The organism is Affinibrenneria salicis (assembly GCF_008710095.1).
Genome location: NZ_VYKJ01000016.1, coordinates 64,948 through 83,462, shown reverse-complemented (window position 1 = coordinate 83,462; position 18,515 = coordinate 64,948). Strand labels below are relative to the sequence as shown.

Annotated in this window: 16 protein-coding genes, 1 tRNA gene and 2 pseudogenes; 11 read left to right on the top strand and 8 right to left on the bottom strand. The window is 49.9% G+C overall.

Features of this window, described 5'->3' with window-relative positions; genetic code table 11:
- Window positions 1-99: 99 nt before the first annotated feature.
- From nthB to FJU30_RS23335, 3 genes are read left to right on the top strand one after another with little or no spacing between them, the layout of a single operon-like run.
- Window positions 100-783 carry a nitrile hydratase subunit beta gene (gene nthB, locus FJU30_RS23345; protein WP_085689560.1) on the top strand — a complete coding sequence of 228 codons (684 nt, stop codon included), beginning with the start codon at window positions 100-102 and terminating at the stop codon, window positions 781-783.
- A 12-nt stretch (window positions 784-795) separates the two neighbouring features.
- Window positions 796-1,407 carry a nitrile hydratase subunit alpha gene (nthA, locus tag FJU30_RS23340; protein ID WP_150437361.1) on the top strand — a complete coding sequence of 204 codons (612 nt, stop codon included), beginning with the start codon at window positions 796-798 and terminating at the stop codon, window positions 1,405-1,407.
- An 18-nt stretch (window positions 1,408-1,425) separates the two neighbouring features.
- On the top strand, window positions 1,426-1,815 hold the full coding sequence (locus FJU30_RS23335) for a nitrile hydratase accessory protein (protein WP_150437360.1): 390 nt from the start codon (window positions 1,426-1,428) through the stop codon (window positions 1,813-1,815).
- Window positions 1,816-2,818: 1,003 nt separating this feature from the next.
- Here the strand turns inward: FJU30_RS23335 and FJU30_RS23330 are convergent.
- A tRNA-His gene (locus FJU30_RS23330) sits at window positions 2,819-2,899 on the bottom strand.
- 480 nt (window positions 2,900-3,379) lie between these two features.
- On the opposite strand from FJU30_RS23330, the gene FJU30_RS23325 reads away from it, so the two are divergent.
- A complete protein-coding gene (locus FJU30_RS23325; protein WP_172290888.1) occupies window positions 3,380-3,694 on the top strand; it encodes a DUF1493 family protein in 315 nt (104 codons plus the stop codon).
- Window positions 3,695-4,787: 1,093 nt separating this feature from the next.
- Here FJU30_RS23325 and FJU30_RS23320 read toward each other — a convergent pair.
- On the bottom strand, window positions 4,788-6,257 hold the full coding sequence (locus FJU30_RS23320) for a DHA2 family efflux MFS transporter permease subunit (protein WP_150437358.1): 1,470 nt from the start codon (window positions 6,255-6,257) through the stop codon (window positions 4,788-4,790).
- A 721-nt stretch (window positions 6,258-6,978) separates the two neighbouring features.
- Here FJU30_RS23320 and FJU30_RS23315 point away from each other — a divergent pair.
- The 7 genes and pseudogenes from FJU30_RS23315 to FJU30_RS27325 form a co-directional block, all read left to right on the top strand.
- Window positions 6,979-7,878 carry a LysR family transcriptional regulator gene (locus FJU30_RS23315; protein ID WP_150437357.1) on the top strand — a complete coding sequence of 300 codons (900 nt, stop codon included), beginning with the start codon at window positions 6,979-6,981 and terminating at the stop codon, window positions 7,876-7,878.
- A gap of 147 nt (window positions 7,879-8,025) precedes the next feature.
- A complete protein-coding gene (locus FJU30_RS23310; protein WP_150437356.1) occupies window positions 8,026-8,946 on the top strand; it encodes a LysR family transcriptional regulator in 921 nt (306 codons plus the stop codon).
- A 132-nt stretch (window positions 8,947-9,078) separates the two neighbouring features.
- Window positions 9,079-9,276: a tautomerase family protein gene (locus FJU30_RS23305; RefSeq protein WP_150437355.1), complete on the top strand. Its 198-nt coding sequence runs from the start codon at window positions 9,079-9,081 to the stop codon at window positions 9,274-9,276.
- Window positions 9,277-9,389: 113 nt separating this feature from the next.
- The gene (locus FJU30_RS23300; RefSeq protein WP_150437354.1) at window positions 9,390-10,286 is read left to right on the top strand and encodes an NAD-dependent epimerase/dehydratase family protein; all 897 of its coding nucleotides are present in this window, start codon (window positions 9,390-9,392) and stop codon (window positions 10,284-10,286) included.
- A gap of 218 nt (window positions 10,287-10,504) precedes the next feature.
- Entirely contained in the window at window positions 10,505-11,203 is a 699-nt protein-coding gene (locus FJU30_RS23295; protein ID WP_223881676.1) for a hypothetical protein, read from the top strand.
- A 198-nt stretch (window positions 11,204-11,401) separates the two neighbouring features.
- Window positions 11,402-12,085: a TetR/AcrR family transcriptional regulator gene (locus tag FJU30_RS23290; protein ID WP_150437353.1), complete on the top strand. Its 684-nt coding sequence runs from the start codon at window positions 11,402-11,404 to the stop codon at window positions 12,083-12,085.
- Between the two features lie 52 nt (window positions 12,086-12,137).
- A pseudogene (locus FJU30_RS27325) lies at window positions 12,138-12,362 on the top strand (group II intron reverse transcriptase/maturase); the annotation flags it as partial.
- Between the two features lie 40 nt (window positions 12,363-12,402).
- On the opposite strand, the pseudogene FJU30_RS23280 reads toward FJU30_RS27325, so the two are convergent.
- From FJU30_RS23280 to FJU30_RS23255, 6 genes and pseudogenes are all read right to left on the bottom strand, one after another.
- A pseudogene (locus FJU30_RS23280) lies at window positions 12,403-12,660 on the bottom strand (integrase core domain-containing protein); the annotation flags it as partial.
- A gap of 341 nt (window positions 12,661-13,001) precedes the next feature.
- On the bottom strand, window positions 13,002-14,537 hold the full coding sequence (locus FJU30_RS23275) for a carbohydrate porin (RefSeq protein WP_150437352.1): 1,536 nt from the start codon (window positions 14,535-14,537) through the stop codon (window positions 13,002-13,004).
- A 147-nt stretch (window positions 14,538-14,684) separates the two neighbouring features.
- Entirely contained in the window at window positions 14,685-15,713 is a 1,029-nt protein-coding gene (locus tag FJU30_RS23270) for a Gfo/Idh/MocA family oxidoreductase (protein ID WP_150437351.1), read from the bottom strand.
- A 4-nt stretch (window positions 15,714-15,717) separates the two neighbouring features.
- Entirely contained in the window at window positions 15,718-16,683 is a 966-nt protein-coding gene (locus tag FJU30_RS23265) for a Gfo/Idh/MocA family protein (RefSeq protein WP_150437350.1), read from the bottom strand.
- 62 nt (window positions 16,684-16,745) lie between these two features.
- The gene (locus FJU30_RS23260; protein ID WP_150437349.1) at window positions 16,746-18,146 is read right to left on the bottom strand and encodes a glycoside hydrolase family 1 protein; all 1,401 of its coding nucleotides are present in this window, start codon (window positions 18,144-18,146) and stop codon (window positions 16,746-16,748) included.
- Between the two features lie 25 nt (window positions 18,147-18,171).
- Window positions 18,172-18,480, bottom strand: a complete 309-nt coding sequence (locus FJU30_RS23255) for a PTS lactose/cellobiose transporter subunit IIA (protein WP_150437348.1) — start codon at window positions 18,478-18,480, stop codon at window positions 18,172-18,174.
- Window positions 18,481-18,515: the final 35 nt, after the last annotated feature.

Here is an 18,515-nt window from a genome sequence, read left to right as displayed (position 1 = left end):
GACTTTCGACACGTTTTGGCGGGATTATCCCGCCGCTGGATGGCCATTTTCGGGGTGGTCGCCAGTCAAATCCGAATCCCGATGCGATAAGGGGGTTATATGAACGGAATACATGACGTTGGCGGGATGGACGGGATGGGCCCCGTCGGCCCGACCCAATGGGAACCGGCTTACCATGCCGAATGGGAAAAAGCCGCCTATGCGATGTTTCCTTTCGCGGCGCGCGCCGGCATGTTCGGGCTTGACGAGTTCCGCTGCCATCTTGAAAAACTGCATCCTCTCCATTACCTCACGGCCTTCTATTATGAACATTGGGTAGAAGCGACCGAGCAGATCGGCGAGAAGAAAGGTTACTGGACCCAGGAAGAACTTGAAAAGCGTACCGAATATTACCTTCATTACCCTCAGGTGCCGCTGCCGCCCAACAAAGACCCGGAGCTGGTCAACTTCGCTGAATGGGCCGTCCGCAATGGTTTTTCAACCTCGCGCCAGCTGGATTCCCAACCCAAATTCAAGGTAGGCGATCGCGTGACGGTCGATGCCAGCGTGCCGAAACACCATACTCGCCGGGCGGGCTATGTCCGTGGGCGAACCGGTGAAATCATCATGTATCACGGGGCGCACGTCTATCCGGACACCACGGGTAACGGACTGCCTGAAACTTCAGAACACCTCTATACCCTGCGTTTTACCAACGCGGAGCTGTATGGCGAAGAGGCGGCTGAGCCGAACGGCGTCGTCTGTACCGATGCCTGGGAACCCTACATCACTTTGGCTAAATAAGGAGTTGACGTTATGACACGAGTGAGTCTGGCCCACACCCAGAAAACGGAGGAAGAGATCGCCGCCCGGGTCAAGGCGATTGAATCCATCCTGATTGAAAAAGGCCTGATGTCCGAGGACGGGGTGAATAAATTCGCCGATCTTTATGAAAATGAGATCGGCCCTCATCTTGGCGCGAAGGTGGTGGCGAAAGCCTGGACCGATCCCGCCTTCAAACAGCGTCTGCTGGCTGATGCGACCAAAGCCTGTCAGGAGCTCGATGTTGGCGGACTGCAGGGCGAGCACATGATTGCGCTTGAGTGCACCGATAGCGTACACCATGTGATCGTCTGTACCCTCTGCTCCTGCTACCCCTGGCCTGTGCTCGGCATGCCGCCGAACTGGTATAAGTCCATGCCCTACCGCTCAAGGATCGTGCGGGAGCCGCGTAAAGTGCTGAGCGAGGATTTCCACTTCGAACTTCCTCCTTCGACGGAAATACGGGTGTGGGATTCCAACTCGGAGATCCGCTACTGGGTTCTGCCCTTGCGTCCGGCGAATACCGAAGGCATGACCGAAGAGCAACTGGCGGCTCTGGTGACCCGCGACTCCCTGATCGGGACGGGTCCGGCCACCGCCGTCTAACCATATCGGAGGCGTCTCATGACCCCTATCATCAGCACGGATAACAGCGAACTGGCCACGGCGTTGAATCATCGCGAGGGACAGGCCCCCTTCAATAAACCCTGGGAGCTGCGCGCCTTCGCCGTCGCCGTCGCGGCCTGCGAGGCCGGCGAGTTCGCGTGGTCGGAGTTTCAGGAAGCCCTGACGGAAACGATAAAACAGTGGGAAGCCGCCAATCCCGGTTTTACCCAAGACGACTGGCGCTATTACGAACATTTCGTCACCGCATTGGAAGTGGTGCTGGCGCGGCATGACAAACTGTCGTCAAATGGGCTGGACCATCGGGCGAAGGTGATCCTGGAAACGCCGGTTCACAAACACCATGTAGCTAAATACGATCCTATTATGATCGAGCCAGCTCTGATTTAATTCCTACGGCGGGTTTCTTTGCCTGTCTAACGTATCTGTTTATGTTGTGCTCAAGCAGACCTGACAAAATCCCACGCCTGGCAATGGATAACATTGCCAGGCGTTGATCGTTTAAATGCCCGACGTTATCCCCCCGTCGACAGCGTTCGGCCGCTCTCAGCGGATTGATATGTATTGCTGGAGCCAGCAACGGCAGTACCGTAACGTCCGACTGCACACCAGTGTACACCGGGTTTGGAAAATGCGATGAGTGGGATTGAAACGATCGAACGGAAGGCTAAGTCTGAGTGAAATATCCTGCTCTCCCCTTCCCGACGTGGGCCGTGCCTGATTTATAGTTACCGGATGAATCTTATCGAGTCGATCGCGTTTCATCCGATGGGAAATCTTTTGAGGATTAGTTATCAGCTATCGCAGACAGATTAGAAGAACAGACTTGGCGATTGACCTCTCAATGTTACATTGATGAGACGTTAGAATCGATTGTTCAAATGTTGTGGCGTTATGCGTTACCACCTCTTGAGGTGAAACAATTCTTCACCATACGCAAGTAACAAAAGACTGGGATTATTGCGTGTGACATGGTCCCGTGAACCATGCTGACTTATCTACAGGCTAGCCAGTCATATAGAGCATCAGCGAAAATCCCTGAAGAAACAGCCACACCAATGGCAAAGAACCAAAACTTGAAAGCGGATTTTACAGCATCCTTTCGATTTGAATATGTGTGTATAGTGTCGATAAACAGAATGATTACCACCACGGTTATTAATATTGTCGTAAATAGCATTGACTGGTGAACCTCTCTGCTCGATGAAAGGCAACCTTACTATAAATTGGTATTTTTCAGTTTGGAATTTATTTGAAATCTATCGTTTTTTAAATTTTTCACCCCATGTTTCGCCAGTGGAAAACGATCTTGGTAGCGAGCTCAATCTTGAAAATTTCTGTGGTGTAGCCCCCCAAAAAAACTGAGTGAATGTCAATTTTACGATAATCAATTTGGACCGCCATCGAGGTCTCGAACCCCGGCTCTTACTTCCTGTCACGAAGCAATGCTCTTGCCACGTTGAGCTAATGGCGGCTGGATTTACATTTAAATATCATGGAAATATTATCACATCATGATTTCAAAAGAAAAAAATGCCCACAGAAAAAGTAGGCAAAAAAACATACAGGTGAAGAAGAGAAAATCACTCTTGCCTGATTACCCTACTCCTATTGTTGGTAATAGATACATGTTTGATTGTTTTTTATCCACAGGTAAAGCGGGAAGCCCAGAAACGTAGACTGCGCGCTTGAAAAAGTAGGGTAGCCGACAATTTATATTCTGGGTCTGATATGACGGAGTTATGATTAGATAACCTTAACTTTAGAGTAAGCATGTATGGATACAACAAAAGAACTAAACGGCACGTAAATTTACGGGGAATCGGTGGGCTCTAGTCAAGGGGCGTTTTATTCTGGATGCTTGTTGATAAGATTTCCGACCATTTTGGTGCAAAAGATAATGAAGCAGTCTCCCATCACAACCTTATTATGCATGAAGAGGATAGCCATCATTATGAGCATTGAGCGACGTGTAATTGAACTGATTAAAAAGTATGATGGTCACATCTTTTTTGCAAAGAGATTCCTTGTAATCACTCCCGATACTGATCTAAAGCGGAACGTGAAGCTTGCCAGTGAGGATGCTATAGCTCTACTTACAGAATACGTTGAAAGTTTTGGTATCAGTACGCAAGACATAAGTTTCACTGATTATTTTCCGAATGAGAAGGGGTTATTTGAGGCATTTACACCAAAGGCACCACCAAAACCTCTAACCGTTGGTATGTTGATCGAATCCGCCAAGGAGGGCCGCTGGCTTTATGATTGATTACCAGACAAAAGACTATAAGCCTCCCGATATCGTGGGGTAACATCCCTCCCTGCCGGGGAGCTTGCGTTAACCTGCGTTCCGGGCCGCTTGCAGGGGGAATATCCGCGCTAACGTTTGAAAAACAGTCTTAGCGTGAGATATTTACCATTTTCCAAGCGGCCCTTGCTTACAGTGTTTTAATGCAAAATTATTGCGATGGCGATAAGCATCAAGATGGTGTTTTTGGCCTTTCCCCTCGCAGGTATGGGCAACATGTGAATGGCGTATTCGCCTACGTGGGAACTAGGGTGTGTCCCGTAACTGTTTTTTGTACAGATCAGCATTGTTATGACTTTGCAAAAAACACCTTTAAGCGATAAAAATCGCCCTAAAAATGCTCAGTATTCAACCAAAAATCACATTCCGGGAATGATTACTACATCACTTTTTGGTATGCAGGGAGGTTAAGGGACATACCCTAGCCTGCTTGTTGGGGCGAACGATCACCCTCTGTTGCGCCAGTAGCCAGCTCGTAGGTGGCGGCAAGCAGAAGGGAAAAAACATCCGGCGACCTGAAAACAGATGAAGGTGGTGAGCGTGTTAGAGATGCTACTTACTTGTTGATTGCTGATTTTTACAGTCCCCCTGCAGGTAACGACCACGCCGACAGTATCCATAAATAAACCATGCCGATAAGTCGGCACGGCTTAATAGTCAGACGTTCCCCCACCCGACAGCGCTGGTATCTCCGACGCACAAAGATGCCCTCAGTAGCACCACCCAGCAGGCATATCTGCAGGTAAATTCCGAGCCTCCCTAAAAACGCAAGCATTGACTACAAAGCTAAGTTCGTCACCTCCTCTCCACCATGCCGCCGACAGTGACGACGGGAACGGGCCTGAGCTTCTGCCATGTATAGCCCTCCTTGTCCGGCGGAGGCCAACTGGTCTGCTTAAGGTCCGTTTGGCATACATCCTTGACATCGGGCGAGGTGGCGGCGACATGGGCCGAGGTGACTTCGCATACCTGCCAGCCGGCGCGACTCAGTTGAGGGATGATGACAAGACTCGAGAGTGTGAAGTCCTCTGCGAGGATTGCATTTCGTCCCATGCTAGTTGCGAGAACGACGTCGCCGGACGAGCAATACAAGTACCGCCGCAGAGATGACAGCGATGACAGCGATGACGGATGCCCCAATATAGGCGTCGCGCACGCCGGCGGCAATGTTGCTTTCCCCACCAGCGCGGGTGGAGCCGACGGTCATGAGCGTGACAAGCGTCGCCGTGCCAGCTGCGCCAGCCAGTTGTTGCACGGTTGAAAAGGTCGCGCTGCCATGCGAGTAAAGCACGGCGGGGAGCGAACTGAGGGCCACAGTCATCAGAGGAGTAAAGAGAAAGGCCAAAGCGATGTGCATCACAGTGAACATAATCATCGCCGAAAGTGAGGAATCGTACTGAGCAAGCGCCAGCACGAAAGCGAACTGTGATAACGCCAGTAGAACTGCCCCGGACATGATAAGAGGACCAATACCGCCCCGATCGTACAGACTCCCGACGAGCGGTGAGAGTACCGCGAGAAGCACCCCACCAGGCAGCAGCAGCAGGCCGGTGGCAAATGGGCCGATCCCCAGCACGCTCTGCAGATAGAGAGGGAGAACAGTGAGCGTGCCGAACAAAGTCATCGCCACCAGACCGGTGACAATGATCGCCCACGAGAACTGAGGCGTCCGGAACGTGCGCAAATCCAACAGCGCAAGGTCATGATGAGCGAGATATCGTTGCCGAATGATGAATACAAGCAGGAAGGCAGCGCCAACGATAAGGGGGACCAGCGGATTAATGTGCGTCACGTCGTTCGCGGACTCACCGATGCTAACGAGCCCGAACAAGATGCCGCCAAACGCAAAAACGGAAAGAATAACCGAGAGCACATCGATACGAACGCGGCGCGTCTGGGTTACATTGCGCAAGCGGAAGATGCCAATGAGGAGCGTCGTCATAGCAATCGGCAATACTGTCCAGAACAGGAATGGCCAGTCCAATACGCTTAGCACCGCACCAGACACTGCAGGTCCGAGCGCGGGCGCTGCTGCGGTTACGATCGATATAGTGCCCATGATAGAACCCCGTCGTCGTGCTGGCACGGAGTGCATTACTGCTGTCATGAGCAAGGGCATCATAACAGCAGCGCCCGCCGCCTGCACGATACGTCCGCTCAGGAGCATGGCGAAACCTGAGGACAAGGCCGCAACTAAGGTGCCAATTGTGAATAGCGACATGGCCGTGATGAACAATTGGCGAACGGTGAAACGCTGGAGAAGGAAGCCTGAGACAGGGATCACGATCGCCATAGTGAGCAGGTATGCAGTCGTAAGCCACTGTGCTGTCGCTGCAGAGATACCGAGGTCGACAATGAGAGTTGCCAAAGCCACATTCATGATAGTCTCGTTAAGCACGACCACGAACGTCGAGACCACCAAGATCCCCAGAACAAGTTTCGTACCGGGTGCGAGACGATCACCGGAAGTACTCCCTACTTCAGCAAAGGCGCGTGGTGTCAGAATATTCCGTTCACGGTTCATTTGCTCGACACCACCACTGTTCTAGAATTATTCCACAACAAAATCAGGCCCTCAGAACGCTGCACCCAGCGGATGGGGGAAGCAATTTCTATCCAGGAGTTTCTGAATCCGCACAACGGTCCAGTTTTAGTTGACCACTTCATTTTTATCATTTTGCCCCGCGGAAATCATCATGTCTGTATAACTTTATACCAGAGAGTCACTCTACCATAGCGAACTACGCCAGCTATGCACAGAGTGTGCGACAAAGTCAACGATGACGACAGGAAGGATAAATCAGTGTGGCAGTGGCTTGGACGAAACGGACATAGTCAGTTAACCATTCGCACGGCTTCATGCTCATTGAGCAGTGAGTAAAAGCTCCGTCAATGCACATTACACAAATATTCGCTGTTATCGTCTTGCACCCGTTCCCCCATCGTTTCCGCGACCGAGACAACATCTGGCAGGTCAACCACGCAGACATAATCTCGTTTTCAAGATCCCCCCAGCCATATTACAACCCGATGCATAGCATCGGCTATGCCGCTGCTACGCGCTGACGCCCATTCCACCGGATGGGATACCATTACATTTGCCTCGTTAGCTACCAGCACAAGGGCGCAATGAACCTGATTTAAACAGTTTGCGTGTAATGCATTGCAAATGCCTCTTTAGGGTCGACTCTCATTATCAATATAAAGTAGTGTTATTCTTCACAAGTAAAAACAGGTTGTTTCCAATGGACCGTCTTACCAGTATGACTGTTTATGTTAAGGCAGTTGAACTCGGCTCTTTTACGGCAGCGGCCAATGCACTGACAATGTCGCCACAGCTTGTAGGAAAGCATGTTTCAGTACTTGAACAGCATTTAGGTGTTCGTCTACTGAACAGAACCACTCGTCAGCACAGCCTGACAGAAGCAGGCCACCACTTTTACGAGCGGGCAAAAATCATTCTTGCTGAAGTCGAAGCCGCCGAATCCTTCGCGGAAGAAGCCCGAATAATCCCCCGAGGTCGTCTTAAAATTAATGCGCCAGTAACGTTCGGCATCAATGCTCTAACACAAAAACTGCCACTTTTTATCAATCAGTACCCCGAAATCACCATCGAACTGACGCTGACTAACCGATATGTCGATCTGATTGATGAAGGATACGATGCCGTTTTTCGCGTAGGGGAACTGGCGGACAGCGGATTAATGGCGAGAAAGCTGGCGCCCTATACCCTTATGATCTGCGCTTCCCCTTCCTATCTTGCTTCGGCCTCCCCCTTGCATGTTCCGGAAGATTTGCTGCACCATGAATGTCTGATTTTCACGCATACGTCATTGCGAACGACGTGGACTTTTGAAGGCCGCGAGGGAAGCATATCTATCCCCGTGAGCGGCCGCCTGCTGCTGGACAGCGGCGAAGCCTTAATCAGCGCGGCGCTGGCCGGTTTTGGCGTGGTTATGCAGCCTTCCGAACTGGTTATTCCGCATATTGAGGCGGGCAGACTCAATGCCGTATTGCCCAATTATACAATCCCCCCCCGCCCTTTTCATTTGATGTATGCGCCGGATAGAAGACTAACCCCCAAACTGCGCCGTTTTCTGGCCTTCGCAACAGAACATTTCGGGCAAGAGACGGTGGACTCATGAGCTGATTAGGGATTTACGCCAGCGAGACATCCCAATGCAGCCCCGTGTCGGCGAGGGGGACGACTTCATTTGTCACTGCCCGCGGTATGCCGTTTTCGCTAGAATAAAATATCCGCTGAACTGCAAATAAAAAGGCGTATAGGTAAAATGTCTATCCCTGTCTCGACCGAATCTTTCCGTGGCATCGTCCATTTCGTCGCCGCCGCCAACGCACAAAGCTTCACTGAAGCTGCGGAACAGCTTGGCATTACAAAATCAGCCATAGGTAAAAGCATCAGCCGCCTTGAGCACAGTCTGGGAACGCCACTCTTTCACCGCACCACGCGTAAAATCAGCCTGACTACGGAAGGAGAGGCTTATCTGGCCAGTTGCCAGAGCGCGCTTGATATACTACAGTCGGCGGAAATAGCCTTGCGTTCAAAGCTCACGGAACCGTCGGGTCTGGTGCGGATTGATATGCCCGCCGCATTTGGCCGTTCCGTCATGCTGCCTGTCCTGCTGGATATGTGCCGGCGTTATCCTCATCTGAAACTCACGCTTACCTTTAATGACAGGGTTATCGATCCGTTGGATATGGGTTTCGATCTGGCGATCCGCTTCGGCCCTTTGAAAAACAGTACGGACCTGATCGCGCGGCGACTGAATGAGCAACGCCTGATTCTGTGCGCCTCTCCCACGTATCTGGCGCAGTACGGCATACCGAGTTCCCTTGACGAGTTGAAACAACAGCGCTGCATTATGGCCTGGCGCGGCGGTAAGCCGCTGAGCTGGCTGATTAAAGGCACCGATGGGCAGGATGTAAAGTTCAATCCATCGCCTTTTCACCAGATCAGCGACGGCGACGCCATGATTGAAGCCTGCGTGGCGGGGGCCGGTATCGTGCAATTCCCTGAATCCTTACTACGGCCTGATATTGAAGCAGGCAAGCTGGTTACGCTGCTGCCGGAGCTAACGCCTTCGGCCACGGAACTGAACGTCATCTGGCCCCGTTCGCGCCACCTTTTACCTGGCGTAAGATTTATCATTGATGAGTTGGTCAGCCTTTCCGCAGCGAATGCTTTCGGCTGATTGTAGAATTTACATCTACTCTGCGTGTTCTTTTCGCACCTTTATCAACTTGAAAGTTAGCACTAGGATAAAAGAGCCATCAGGATGACCTGACAAACCAGAATCGTTCCAACGCTGAAAGAGGATCAAATAATGCCCGTAGTTAACATCCAGATGTTCGAAGGCCGCGATGAGGCCAAACCTGCGATAGCCAAAGCCGTCACCGACGCCATTGCCGAACATGCCAATGTCGATCCGCGGTATGTATACGTTATTTTTAACGACGTGAAGACCGAGAACTGGGCCATTTCCGGTGAATTGTTTTCCGAGACGCTGAAAAAATCAGGCTGAGGATTGTTTATATCCTATCCCTTCTTGTGTCTATATCAGGCCGTTGTTCAACCGTGAACAACGGTTCTGACCCATGCGGCGTTATATAATTACCGATGAAAAGGAGGCCCGAAATGAAGATTTTCATCACCGGTTCAACAGGATACATTGGCGGCTCGCTGTCAGTATATTTACGCAGCGCCGGACACCGCATCCGAGGGCTGGTCCGTAATCCAGATAAGGCCGGACTGCTGACGGCCAGAGGGATCGAACCCATTCTCGGCGACCTGAACGACAGGGAGTTGCTCACCCGCGAGGCACAGCAGGCCGATGCCGTCATCAATGCCGCCAACAGCGATGACCGGAATACCGTGGAAACCTTATTGACAGCGCTTCGCAGCAGCGGCAAGCCGCTCATCCATACCAGCGGAACCAGCGTTATCGCCGATATGAGTGATGGCAATAAAGTCAACGACACCAGCTTTGATGAGAACAGCGCGCTGCTGATAACGCCGGAAAAACAGGCACGCAGGGCGATTGATGAAAAAATACTGGCAGCACAGGGAATACGCGGCATAGTTCTGTGCAACAGCCTCATCTATGGGGAGGGAAAGCTCCCAGGCACCCGCAGCGTACAGATCCCGCTGCTCATTAATCAGGCTAGGGAGAGCGGCGTAATGCGCATCGTTGGAAAAGGCGTGAATATCTGGTCGAACGTCCATATAGATGATCTTTGCGAACTTTACCGGCTGGCGTTGAAAAATGCGTCATCAGGCGCATTCTATTTTGTCGAGAATGGAGAATCATCCTTTGCTGAATTAGGGACGACGCTGGCGAAACGTCTCGGCGTCCAAGGGCCGGAAAGCTGGTCGATTGAACAGGCTGCACAGGTATGGGGTCAAACCCGGGCCCGCTACTCATTAGGTTCCAACAGCAGGGTCAGATCGGTGCGCGCCCGCGAGGAACTAGGCTGGAAACCGCGACATAACTCCGTTATCCAATGGATCCTGACCGAAATGGCTATCGAATAGCAACCCGTTGCCCGGCGAAAGAACGAAGAGACAGGGAGCCCCGGTTCAACCCCATTAGTTCATCCCCTACAAAACGTTTGCAGAGTCCAATCCAAATGACGCTTTATCTGCCGGAGCACCGCTGGTTATCATCACATGGAATCCATTGTTTTATATCGAATTAGCAATTGATGTCATACCATTAGCTTAGGCAATTAAATTAGCATACCGGAGAATTTATGAGTCTGATACGCACCTTACCTTTTTCTCTCGGCTTGTTCTGCGCCGCTGAATTTTTTTCCGCCGGCGCCGCGGCCAGCCTTGCCGTCGGGAACTTCACGCTTTCCGGTGTATCACTTGAACAAAGCGCGTTCAAAGGCGAGCCGGCGTTTAAAATGACCATGCCTTCTTCGGCGATACAGGATCCAGAAAAGGAAAAACTGGCCGACCGAAATTTTATGGCATGGTTGCCGCTTGATTTTGGCGACGGTGTGGTGGAAGTCGATGTTGCTAGTCAACTAGTGGAAAAGGCTCCGGCCTACGCCAGAGGGTTCATCGGTTTGACTTTCCGCATTGACAGCGACGGACGCTTTGAAAGTATTTATCTGCGCCCCACGAACAGCATTGCGGAGGATCAGGTTCGGCGCAATCACAGCGTTCAGTATGTCGCTTACCCTGATTACAAATTTGACAGACTCAGACAAGAATCGCCGGAAAAGTATGAAAGCTATGCCGAGCTGGGCATGGAGCGCTGGATACACATGAAAATTGTCGTAACCGGACAGAAGGCAGTACTCTATCTGGACAGAAAAACGACACCGTCATTAATCGTCAACGATTTGAAACTGGGCGCAAACCAGCGAGGCGGAGTTGGTGTCTGGCTAGAATCAGGCACAGTTGCTTTTTTCCGCAATTTAACAGTAACAGCTGCAAAGTGAAGCAGATAAAATGCATTACAGACACAAGAGATATTACATTAAAAACATGATTTAAAGTCAATATATAAACAACATCAGCGACTTAACTGATTGATCGTATGATCGACAGTAATGTAGCTTGACAACACCGAAACGATACTACATCGTTTCGGTGTTATACTTTTATTAATCTGCGATAAGAAATTCGATGGAGCATTAATGCCCAGAAGCAAAACAGAAAACATTCGCAACGCCTTCTTAACTGCAGCAAGAGATGTCTTTCTTGAAGTCGGTTTTGCAAACGCGACAATGGACGCAATAGCAGCAAGCTCTGGTAGCGCAAAATCGACGCTATACCGCTATTTTGACTCGAAAGAGTCGTTGTTTTCTGCATTGATAACCAAGGCATCGCAAGAACATGATGGCGAAATAATCAATTTTTTGTACCGTAGCGGACATGACCCTCAATTTAGTGCCCCTTCAGGGAACGCTATAGATTCGCTGAATTTTCCCGATCATGAAGAAGACTGCCAATACGCACTAATCAAATTTGGACAGTACATCCTTACCAGTTTTCATACGCCGCAGTCACTTGCCGTGCGGCGGATGATGATTGCTGCCTCAACAAACCCTGATGTGGGCCGGTTATTTTACCAGCAAGGTTCCGCGCGGGTAGTTTACCATCTTGAACAATATTTCAACCCATTGATTGAGAAAGGCTATTTCCACAGTTCGGATCCCCATGTTGCCGCCTGTCATTATTTTGGCTTACTGGAATCTGAGATAAATGAAGCAGGCTTATACAATGTGACTGTTCAGCTAAGCGAAAGACAAATATCGGATATTGTTTCACGCGCGGTAGAAGTCTTCATGCGTGCTTATGTGCACAAATTTCCTGAGTAAAAGATTTAGCTCTCCCACATCAAGTTATTCAAAAAACAATCACCACTGTAGCCCCAAATTACGGGACCGTATTGTTCAGGGGCAATGCTGGTAGCAATCGATCCATCGGGGAGAGCGATTTTAATACGCGCTCATATGGCTTCCGTCCGGAACTTAGTGTCCACCAGCGATCCGCACGCTAGAATTACAACTCACATTCTGCAGAGAAACGCGGGGATACAGGGTTATTGAGGGAGACCTGCCCCATTACTTCGATACTGTGCATCATCGATTACTGAACCGCCCCGGTTTTCCGGGAGAGTGTTTTGTCTGTGAACTCAGGTGACCAGATCACCGTTTCCGATGGAAGCGTAGTATGCCTGTTCTGCTTCTGCCGGCGGAATATGACCCAGTCGCTCCAGTAATCGTCTGTTGTTATACCAGTCCCCCCACGCTAGCGTGGCTAACTCCACTTTGGCGCGGTTTTTCCAGCTCTTACGATAGATCACCTCCGCTTTATAAAGTCCGTTGATGCGTTCTGCCATCGCGTTGTCGTATGAGTCGCCCGTGCTTCCGGTCGATGCCAGAAGTTCTGCTTTATATACAGACTCCTGGATATCGTTCGCACCACCATCATGGACGAGTGTACGATTCGCTATATTTCTCTCAACAGGTCAGAAGATGCAGTACCACATACTGCAGATACATCAGTCCCCACCGATTTCGTATTGAGGCTGATTATCCTCCCAGATGTACTACTTTACAGCTATTCTGCAATCAAAAGGAATGAATCTGGCTGGTCATCCCCGTAAATACCCGATGACATACGTAACCACATGAGAAGTGACTGCTCCCCGCCGTATACGGCGGGGAGCAGTCACTATTTTTACAAGCAATTGAGATTAACGGCACTCAGTCATCGGCAAACAGCGATGATTTACCACCACACCTCTGCCTGAGCACCAACGGTAAACTGATCTTTTTTATCGTCGTTAAAGGTGAATTGAGTTATCTCGTTATCAAAAGACTTCAGATAAGTAGCAAAGAAACGAATTTCCGGGCGCGAGGTTAACATGCTGGGGCCCACCTTCAGGGTGTGGAACAGCGTCATTTTCAGTCCCGACTCACGATAGCTCTCCCCGTCTGCTTTGTTGCGCTGATCGAACCACCCCAGCTCAACTCCTGTCTGGTTAAAGGTGTCCCAGATATAGGCTGGACGCATCACCGCGCGGGTAGAGTGGAAGTCGGTGTGAGCACCTGTGTAATAGTCATAGATGTCATTGCCTGCGGCATACACGAGGGCATGTGCGATGACAACATTCGGCAACAGGTAGTTTTCCCCTTCCGAGAGCACGCGCCAGGCCGTGCCGTTCGTGTGTTCACCATAATACTGACCATTGTAGCCATAGAGAGCGCTGGAATCGGTTACCAGCCCCATGCCACTGGCAATGGAGTTGTTCGCCATTTGAGCGGTCAAATAGGTAAAACCGCCGTTTTGCCAGTTTTGTGTTAGCCTTGCCCCAGCGTGCCAGGCATCTTTCACGCTGTAGTAAGTCCCATTATTTTCATCGCGCTTATTCTGGTCTGTCTTGTTGGCGGCAGAATAGCGACCAAAGAGATCCAGAGTGGCTTTATTCCATAATGGCATCCCGGTGTAACGGGCATCGACAGTATTGGTATTGATCTGCTGGGTCTGATCCATGCTACTGTCGATGGCATGCGCATCCAGATCTTCTCTCACCAGTGCGACATTAACCTTACCCGGCCCCAGTTGCCAGTTTTCCAGCCCAATACCGGCGGCGGAGTCTGACTTGTGGTATTTGAAGTCAAGCATCTGGATTTCAAATTTCGGCAGCGTATGTTTACCGACCCAAAAATCCGCCTCCGGCGCGAAAGGCAGAAAACCTCGCGTGGTCAGATAGATATCGGAAAATTGCAGCAGGTTATCGGAGGTACGGTCAAACCAGCCAGCACTGTATTGTCCGCCGACGTTGCCATCCAGCATCACCACCGCTTTAGCCGTTTTAATACCGTCATGATAAACGCGCTGCGAAAGTTCAAGGTCATACCAGGAGCTGTTTTCCTGACCGAAGCGCCCCAGTGAGCCAATAGCATAGGATTTCGCCGCCCCCCGGTTACCGGCCGCATAGCCAGAGCGGAAATAACCTGAGTAATTAAAACCGATATCCTCTTTCACATATTTACTTATGTCTGCTAAAGTCATCGAGGCAACATCAGAGGTTATAACCGAAACAGACTTTGTTTCATTTCTCGCCGTAGTGGGCAGGTTAGCCGATTCGTATTTTTTTAACTGTGCTTTGGTCGCATCCAATTCCTTCATATTAGAGGAGAGCTGATTTTCGAGGATAGCCACACGTTCTTCAAGCGTCAGCGGTGCGGCATAAAGCGCATTCGCCACAAATAAAGAAGAGGCACTTAATGTAAAGAGGTAGAGCACGGGTTTAATGTTCATATTAATCCTATAATGAAAAACTTATTTAGTTATTGTTTACAGGCGTAATGGGCGCACAGGTGATATAACCTATTATGGTCGGTCTTATTATAAAAAAGGGTTGTACCGCTAAAAGTTCACAATACAACCAGATGGAACAAACAAGGGTTAATTCAAACCTGAAATCCCTGTTTCCAGTAATTTAATTTGCAGCAAAGTTTCATCATCTTTCACTAATTTTTCTTTGCCGTTAATAAGGGTTTCATAAAGCGCGTCATAATAGCGGGCATAATCGCCCTGCTCTGTGACCACTTTTTCTTCATGATAGACACCAGTATTATCCATCCAGGTCAGCACGCCGTAATCTTCAGGAGCATCTTGCCCAAAGTCGACGTTATCGGGCATATAAAAGAGCTTGAGATGATGCTCCTGCTTATCTTTGCTGTACTTGATAAACATCCCTTTTTTTCCGTATGCCACAAAGCTCGGGCGCTCTTTGACACGGAAGTAGCTCGATTTCACTGAGACCTTCAACGTGCCGTAGTACATATCCACATCGAAATAGTCATTCATACGCCCGTCGCCCAGCAGTTGGCGAACATCGTAACGGACGTGATCCGGTACACCAAAGTACGAAATCACCTGGTCGAGGGTGTGACAGCCGTGACCATACAGATATGAGTTAATCGCACTAAACTCTTTAACCGATTCAGGAACAGACGGACGGTAATAGTCATAATGCATTTCTACTTCGAGTAAATCCCCTAGCTTGCCGGATTCAATGACTTTTTGGGTGGTCAGAAAATCACTGTCAAAACGGCGATTCTGATAACACTGCACCATTAATCCTTTCTCTTTCGCCACGTTAAATAAGGTTTGCGCCTCTTCCTCAGTATGAGTAAAGGGTTTTTCAACAACGCAGTGCTTTCCGGCCTGTAATACCTTCAAGGCAAAGTCATAATGCAGTGCAGACGGCGTACTGACCACCACTACCTGTATTTCCGGGTCGCCCAGCAGCACATCCAGATTATCGGTGTACGTCACACCCGGTAATTGGGGCCATCTGTCCCGACTTGCGGTGGCAGAATAAATGGTTTTGGTGAGGATTTTATCCGCACGCGAAAGAATAAACGGCAGATGATAACGGTTAGCGCTTTTGCCATTGCCGATAAAGCCAAGAATTAATTTCGTTGTCACTGTTTCACTCCACAATCAGTTGTTTTTTACCACTTTCAATCATCCGCGTTGCAATGGTGCTTACATCAAGTAGGCGTGCAGCAGCTTGATAATCCAGTGTGTCGATAATGCAAATAAAGGTCTGGAATTCATAAAGCAGGCGATGTTCACGACGATTAAAAGTAAACTGCGCGCGATCACCGTTATTCAATACCATATCAAAACCTGTCATTTGGTTAACCGGCAGGGGTATTTGCACATTACCTTTATCTCCCTGAATTAGGGAGGTGGTCGGGGCTTTACAGTCTTTTGCGGCAATGCAGACACATTTAAAGTCGCCGTAATCGAGCAACATCATGCCGCTGGTATCAATGTTGTTATGCACGTTGGCAACGTAATTGACCGCCTTCGGCTCACCAAACAGTCCGGCGACGAAATGAAGGTTATAGACATTGATGTCCATCAACGCCCCGCCCCCCTTTCTGACATCAAAGGCCGGGTGGACAATGCCTGCCATAAAATCATCGTAACGCGAGGAGTACTGGCTGTAATTCAGCGTCACCAGTTTAATGTTGCCGATACTAGCCAGCTGCGACTGAAGTGATAAATAGGCCGGCAGAGAATGGATATTCATCGCTTCCAGCATGATGACATTGTGCTCTGTGGCCAGCCCCTTCAGAGTACTAAGCTCATCCATACTGGTGGTGATGGGCTTTTCGATAATGACGTGTTTACCTTTTTGCAGCGCCTTGCTGGCAAACAGGAAATGCAAATGGTTCGGCAACGCCACATAAATCGTGTCGACATCGCTGTCCAACATGGCCTGGTAATCAAAAAAAATGTCGTCAATCTGGTAGCGTGTCGCCAGCTCACGTGTTTCATCTTCCGTTTGCGGCGTACCTAAAATCGCAAGAGCCCTAAAGGGCAGCTTGTGGACCGTCAAGAGCCAATCTTTGACGATCATGCCCGTGCCAAGAATGCCTAATTTCATCTACCACCTCGTTGTGTCCCCCGCAGAAGTGCAGTTGGATTAGTAAAATCAAATCTGCTTGCTTAAAGCTCAACACCGTTGGAATGGATAACGTTCTGGTACCAGTAAAAGGATTTTTTCTTGTAGCGCGCCAATGAGCCCTTCCCGTCGTCATCGCGATCGACGTAAATAAACCCGTAGCGCTTGGATAGTTGAGCTGTAGAGGCACTGACCAGATCGATGCAGCCCCAGGTGGTGTAGCCCATGACCGGTACACCATCGAGAATGGCCTCATGGACCTGCTCCAGGTGTTCACGCAAATACTGGATGCGATAGTCGTCATTGACCGTGGGTTCGCCCGCACTGTCAGTTATCAACACATCCTTCGCCCCCAGGCCGTTCTCCACAATAAACAGCGGGATCTGATAGCGGTCATAGTATTTGTTTAAGATGTAGCGCAGCCCCTGCGGATCAATCTGCCAGCCCCACTCACTGGCGGCTAAGTGCGGATTTTTAACACCGCCAATTAAATTCCCTGTAGCTCCATCGACACCGGTCTGCACGGTTTCGCAGGTACTGAAGTAATAACTGAAAGACAGAAAATCGACCGTGTGAGTCAAGATCTGAATATCGTCTTCTTCAATCTGAAGATGAATACCCTGCTCACGGAAATAGCGCTTCATATAGCCGGGGTAATAACCGCGCACGTGCACATCGGCAAAGAAATCATTGCGGTGGTCGGCGTGCATACAGGCCATCACATCATCGGGATTTGGGGTCAGCGGGTAAATGGGCAGACTTAAAACCATGCATCCAAATTTTGCCTGCGGCATGATTTCCCGGCCAATCTTCGTCGCAAGTGCGCTTGCCACTAATTCGTGGTGCACCGCCTGATATAAATCTTGCTGACTCAGCTCATTCTTAGGCGTTTCGATGCCTCCACTCATCAGGGGGTGATGTAACACCGAGTTAATTTCATTAAAGGTGAGCCAGTATTTCACCTTGTGCTGATAGCGGGTAAACACCGTGGTGACATAGCGGGCATAAAAACTGATCAGCACCCGGTTCGCCCAGCCGTTATATTCCCTGGTCAGATGCAGCGGTGTTTCATAATGCGAAAGAGTTACCAATGGCTCAATGCCGTATTTATGGCACTCGTCAAAAAGGGCGTCATAAAACGCAAGTCCCGCTTCATTGGGGTGCGGTTCATCACCATTGGGAAAGATACGCGACCAGGCAATTGAGGTGCGAAAAATCTTAAACCCCATTTCGGCAAAGAGTTTAATGTCTTCTTTATAACGATGATAAAAATCGATCCCTGTAAGCTTCAGGTTATCTTCCGTCGGCTGTGCCGTCATCGGTCCCATCACCCCTTGAGGGGTGACATCCTGGATACTCGGCCCTTTGCCGTCAATGTTCCAGGCCCCTTCACATTGGTTGGCCGCAACCGCGCCGCCCCACAAGAAACCACTTGGAAATGTCATGTTTTACTCCAGTAAGAAGAAAGGGTTAACGCTGTAACTGACGCTGGACGTCAATGATTTCCTCAATCAGCTCACGTGCCAACATGGAGGTCATGATGTGATCCTGCGCATGGACCAGCACCAGATTGACCTGCACCTTGCCGCACCCTTCGTCCAGACCAATCAACATGGTCTGAACATCGTGCGCACGTTTTGAGGCTTGCGCTGAGGCAGAAAGTTTCGCCGCTACCTGCTCCCACTCGCCACGTTTGGCGGCACGCAGAGCCTCCATCGCATAGCTGCGCGATTCCCCTGCATTGATGATCAATTCCATTACCGTTGATTCCATATCCATGTTCTGTCTCCACTCAATATAAGAAGGCGGGAGGA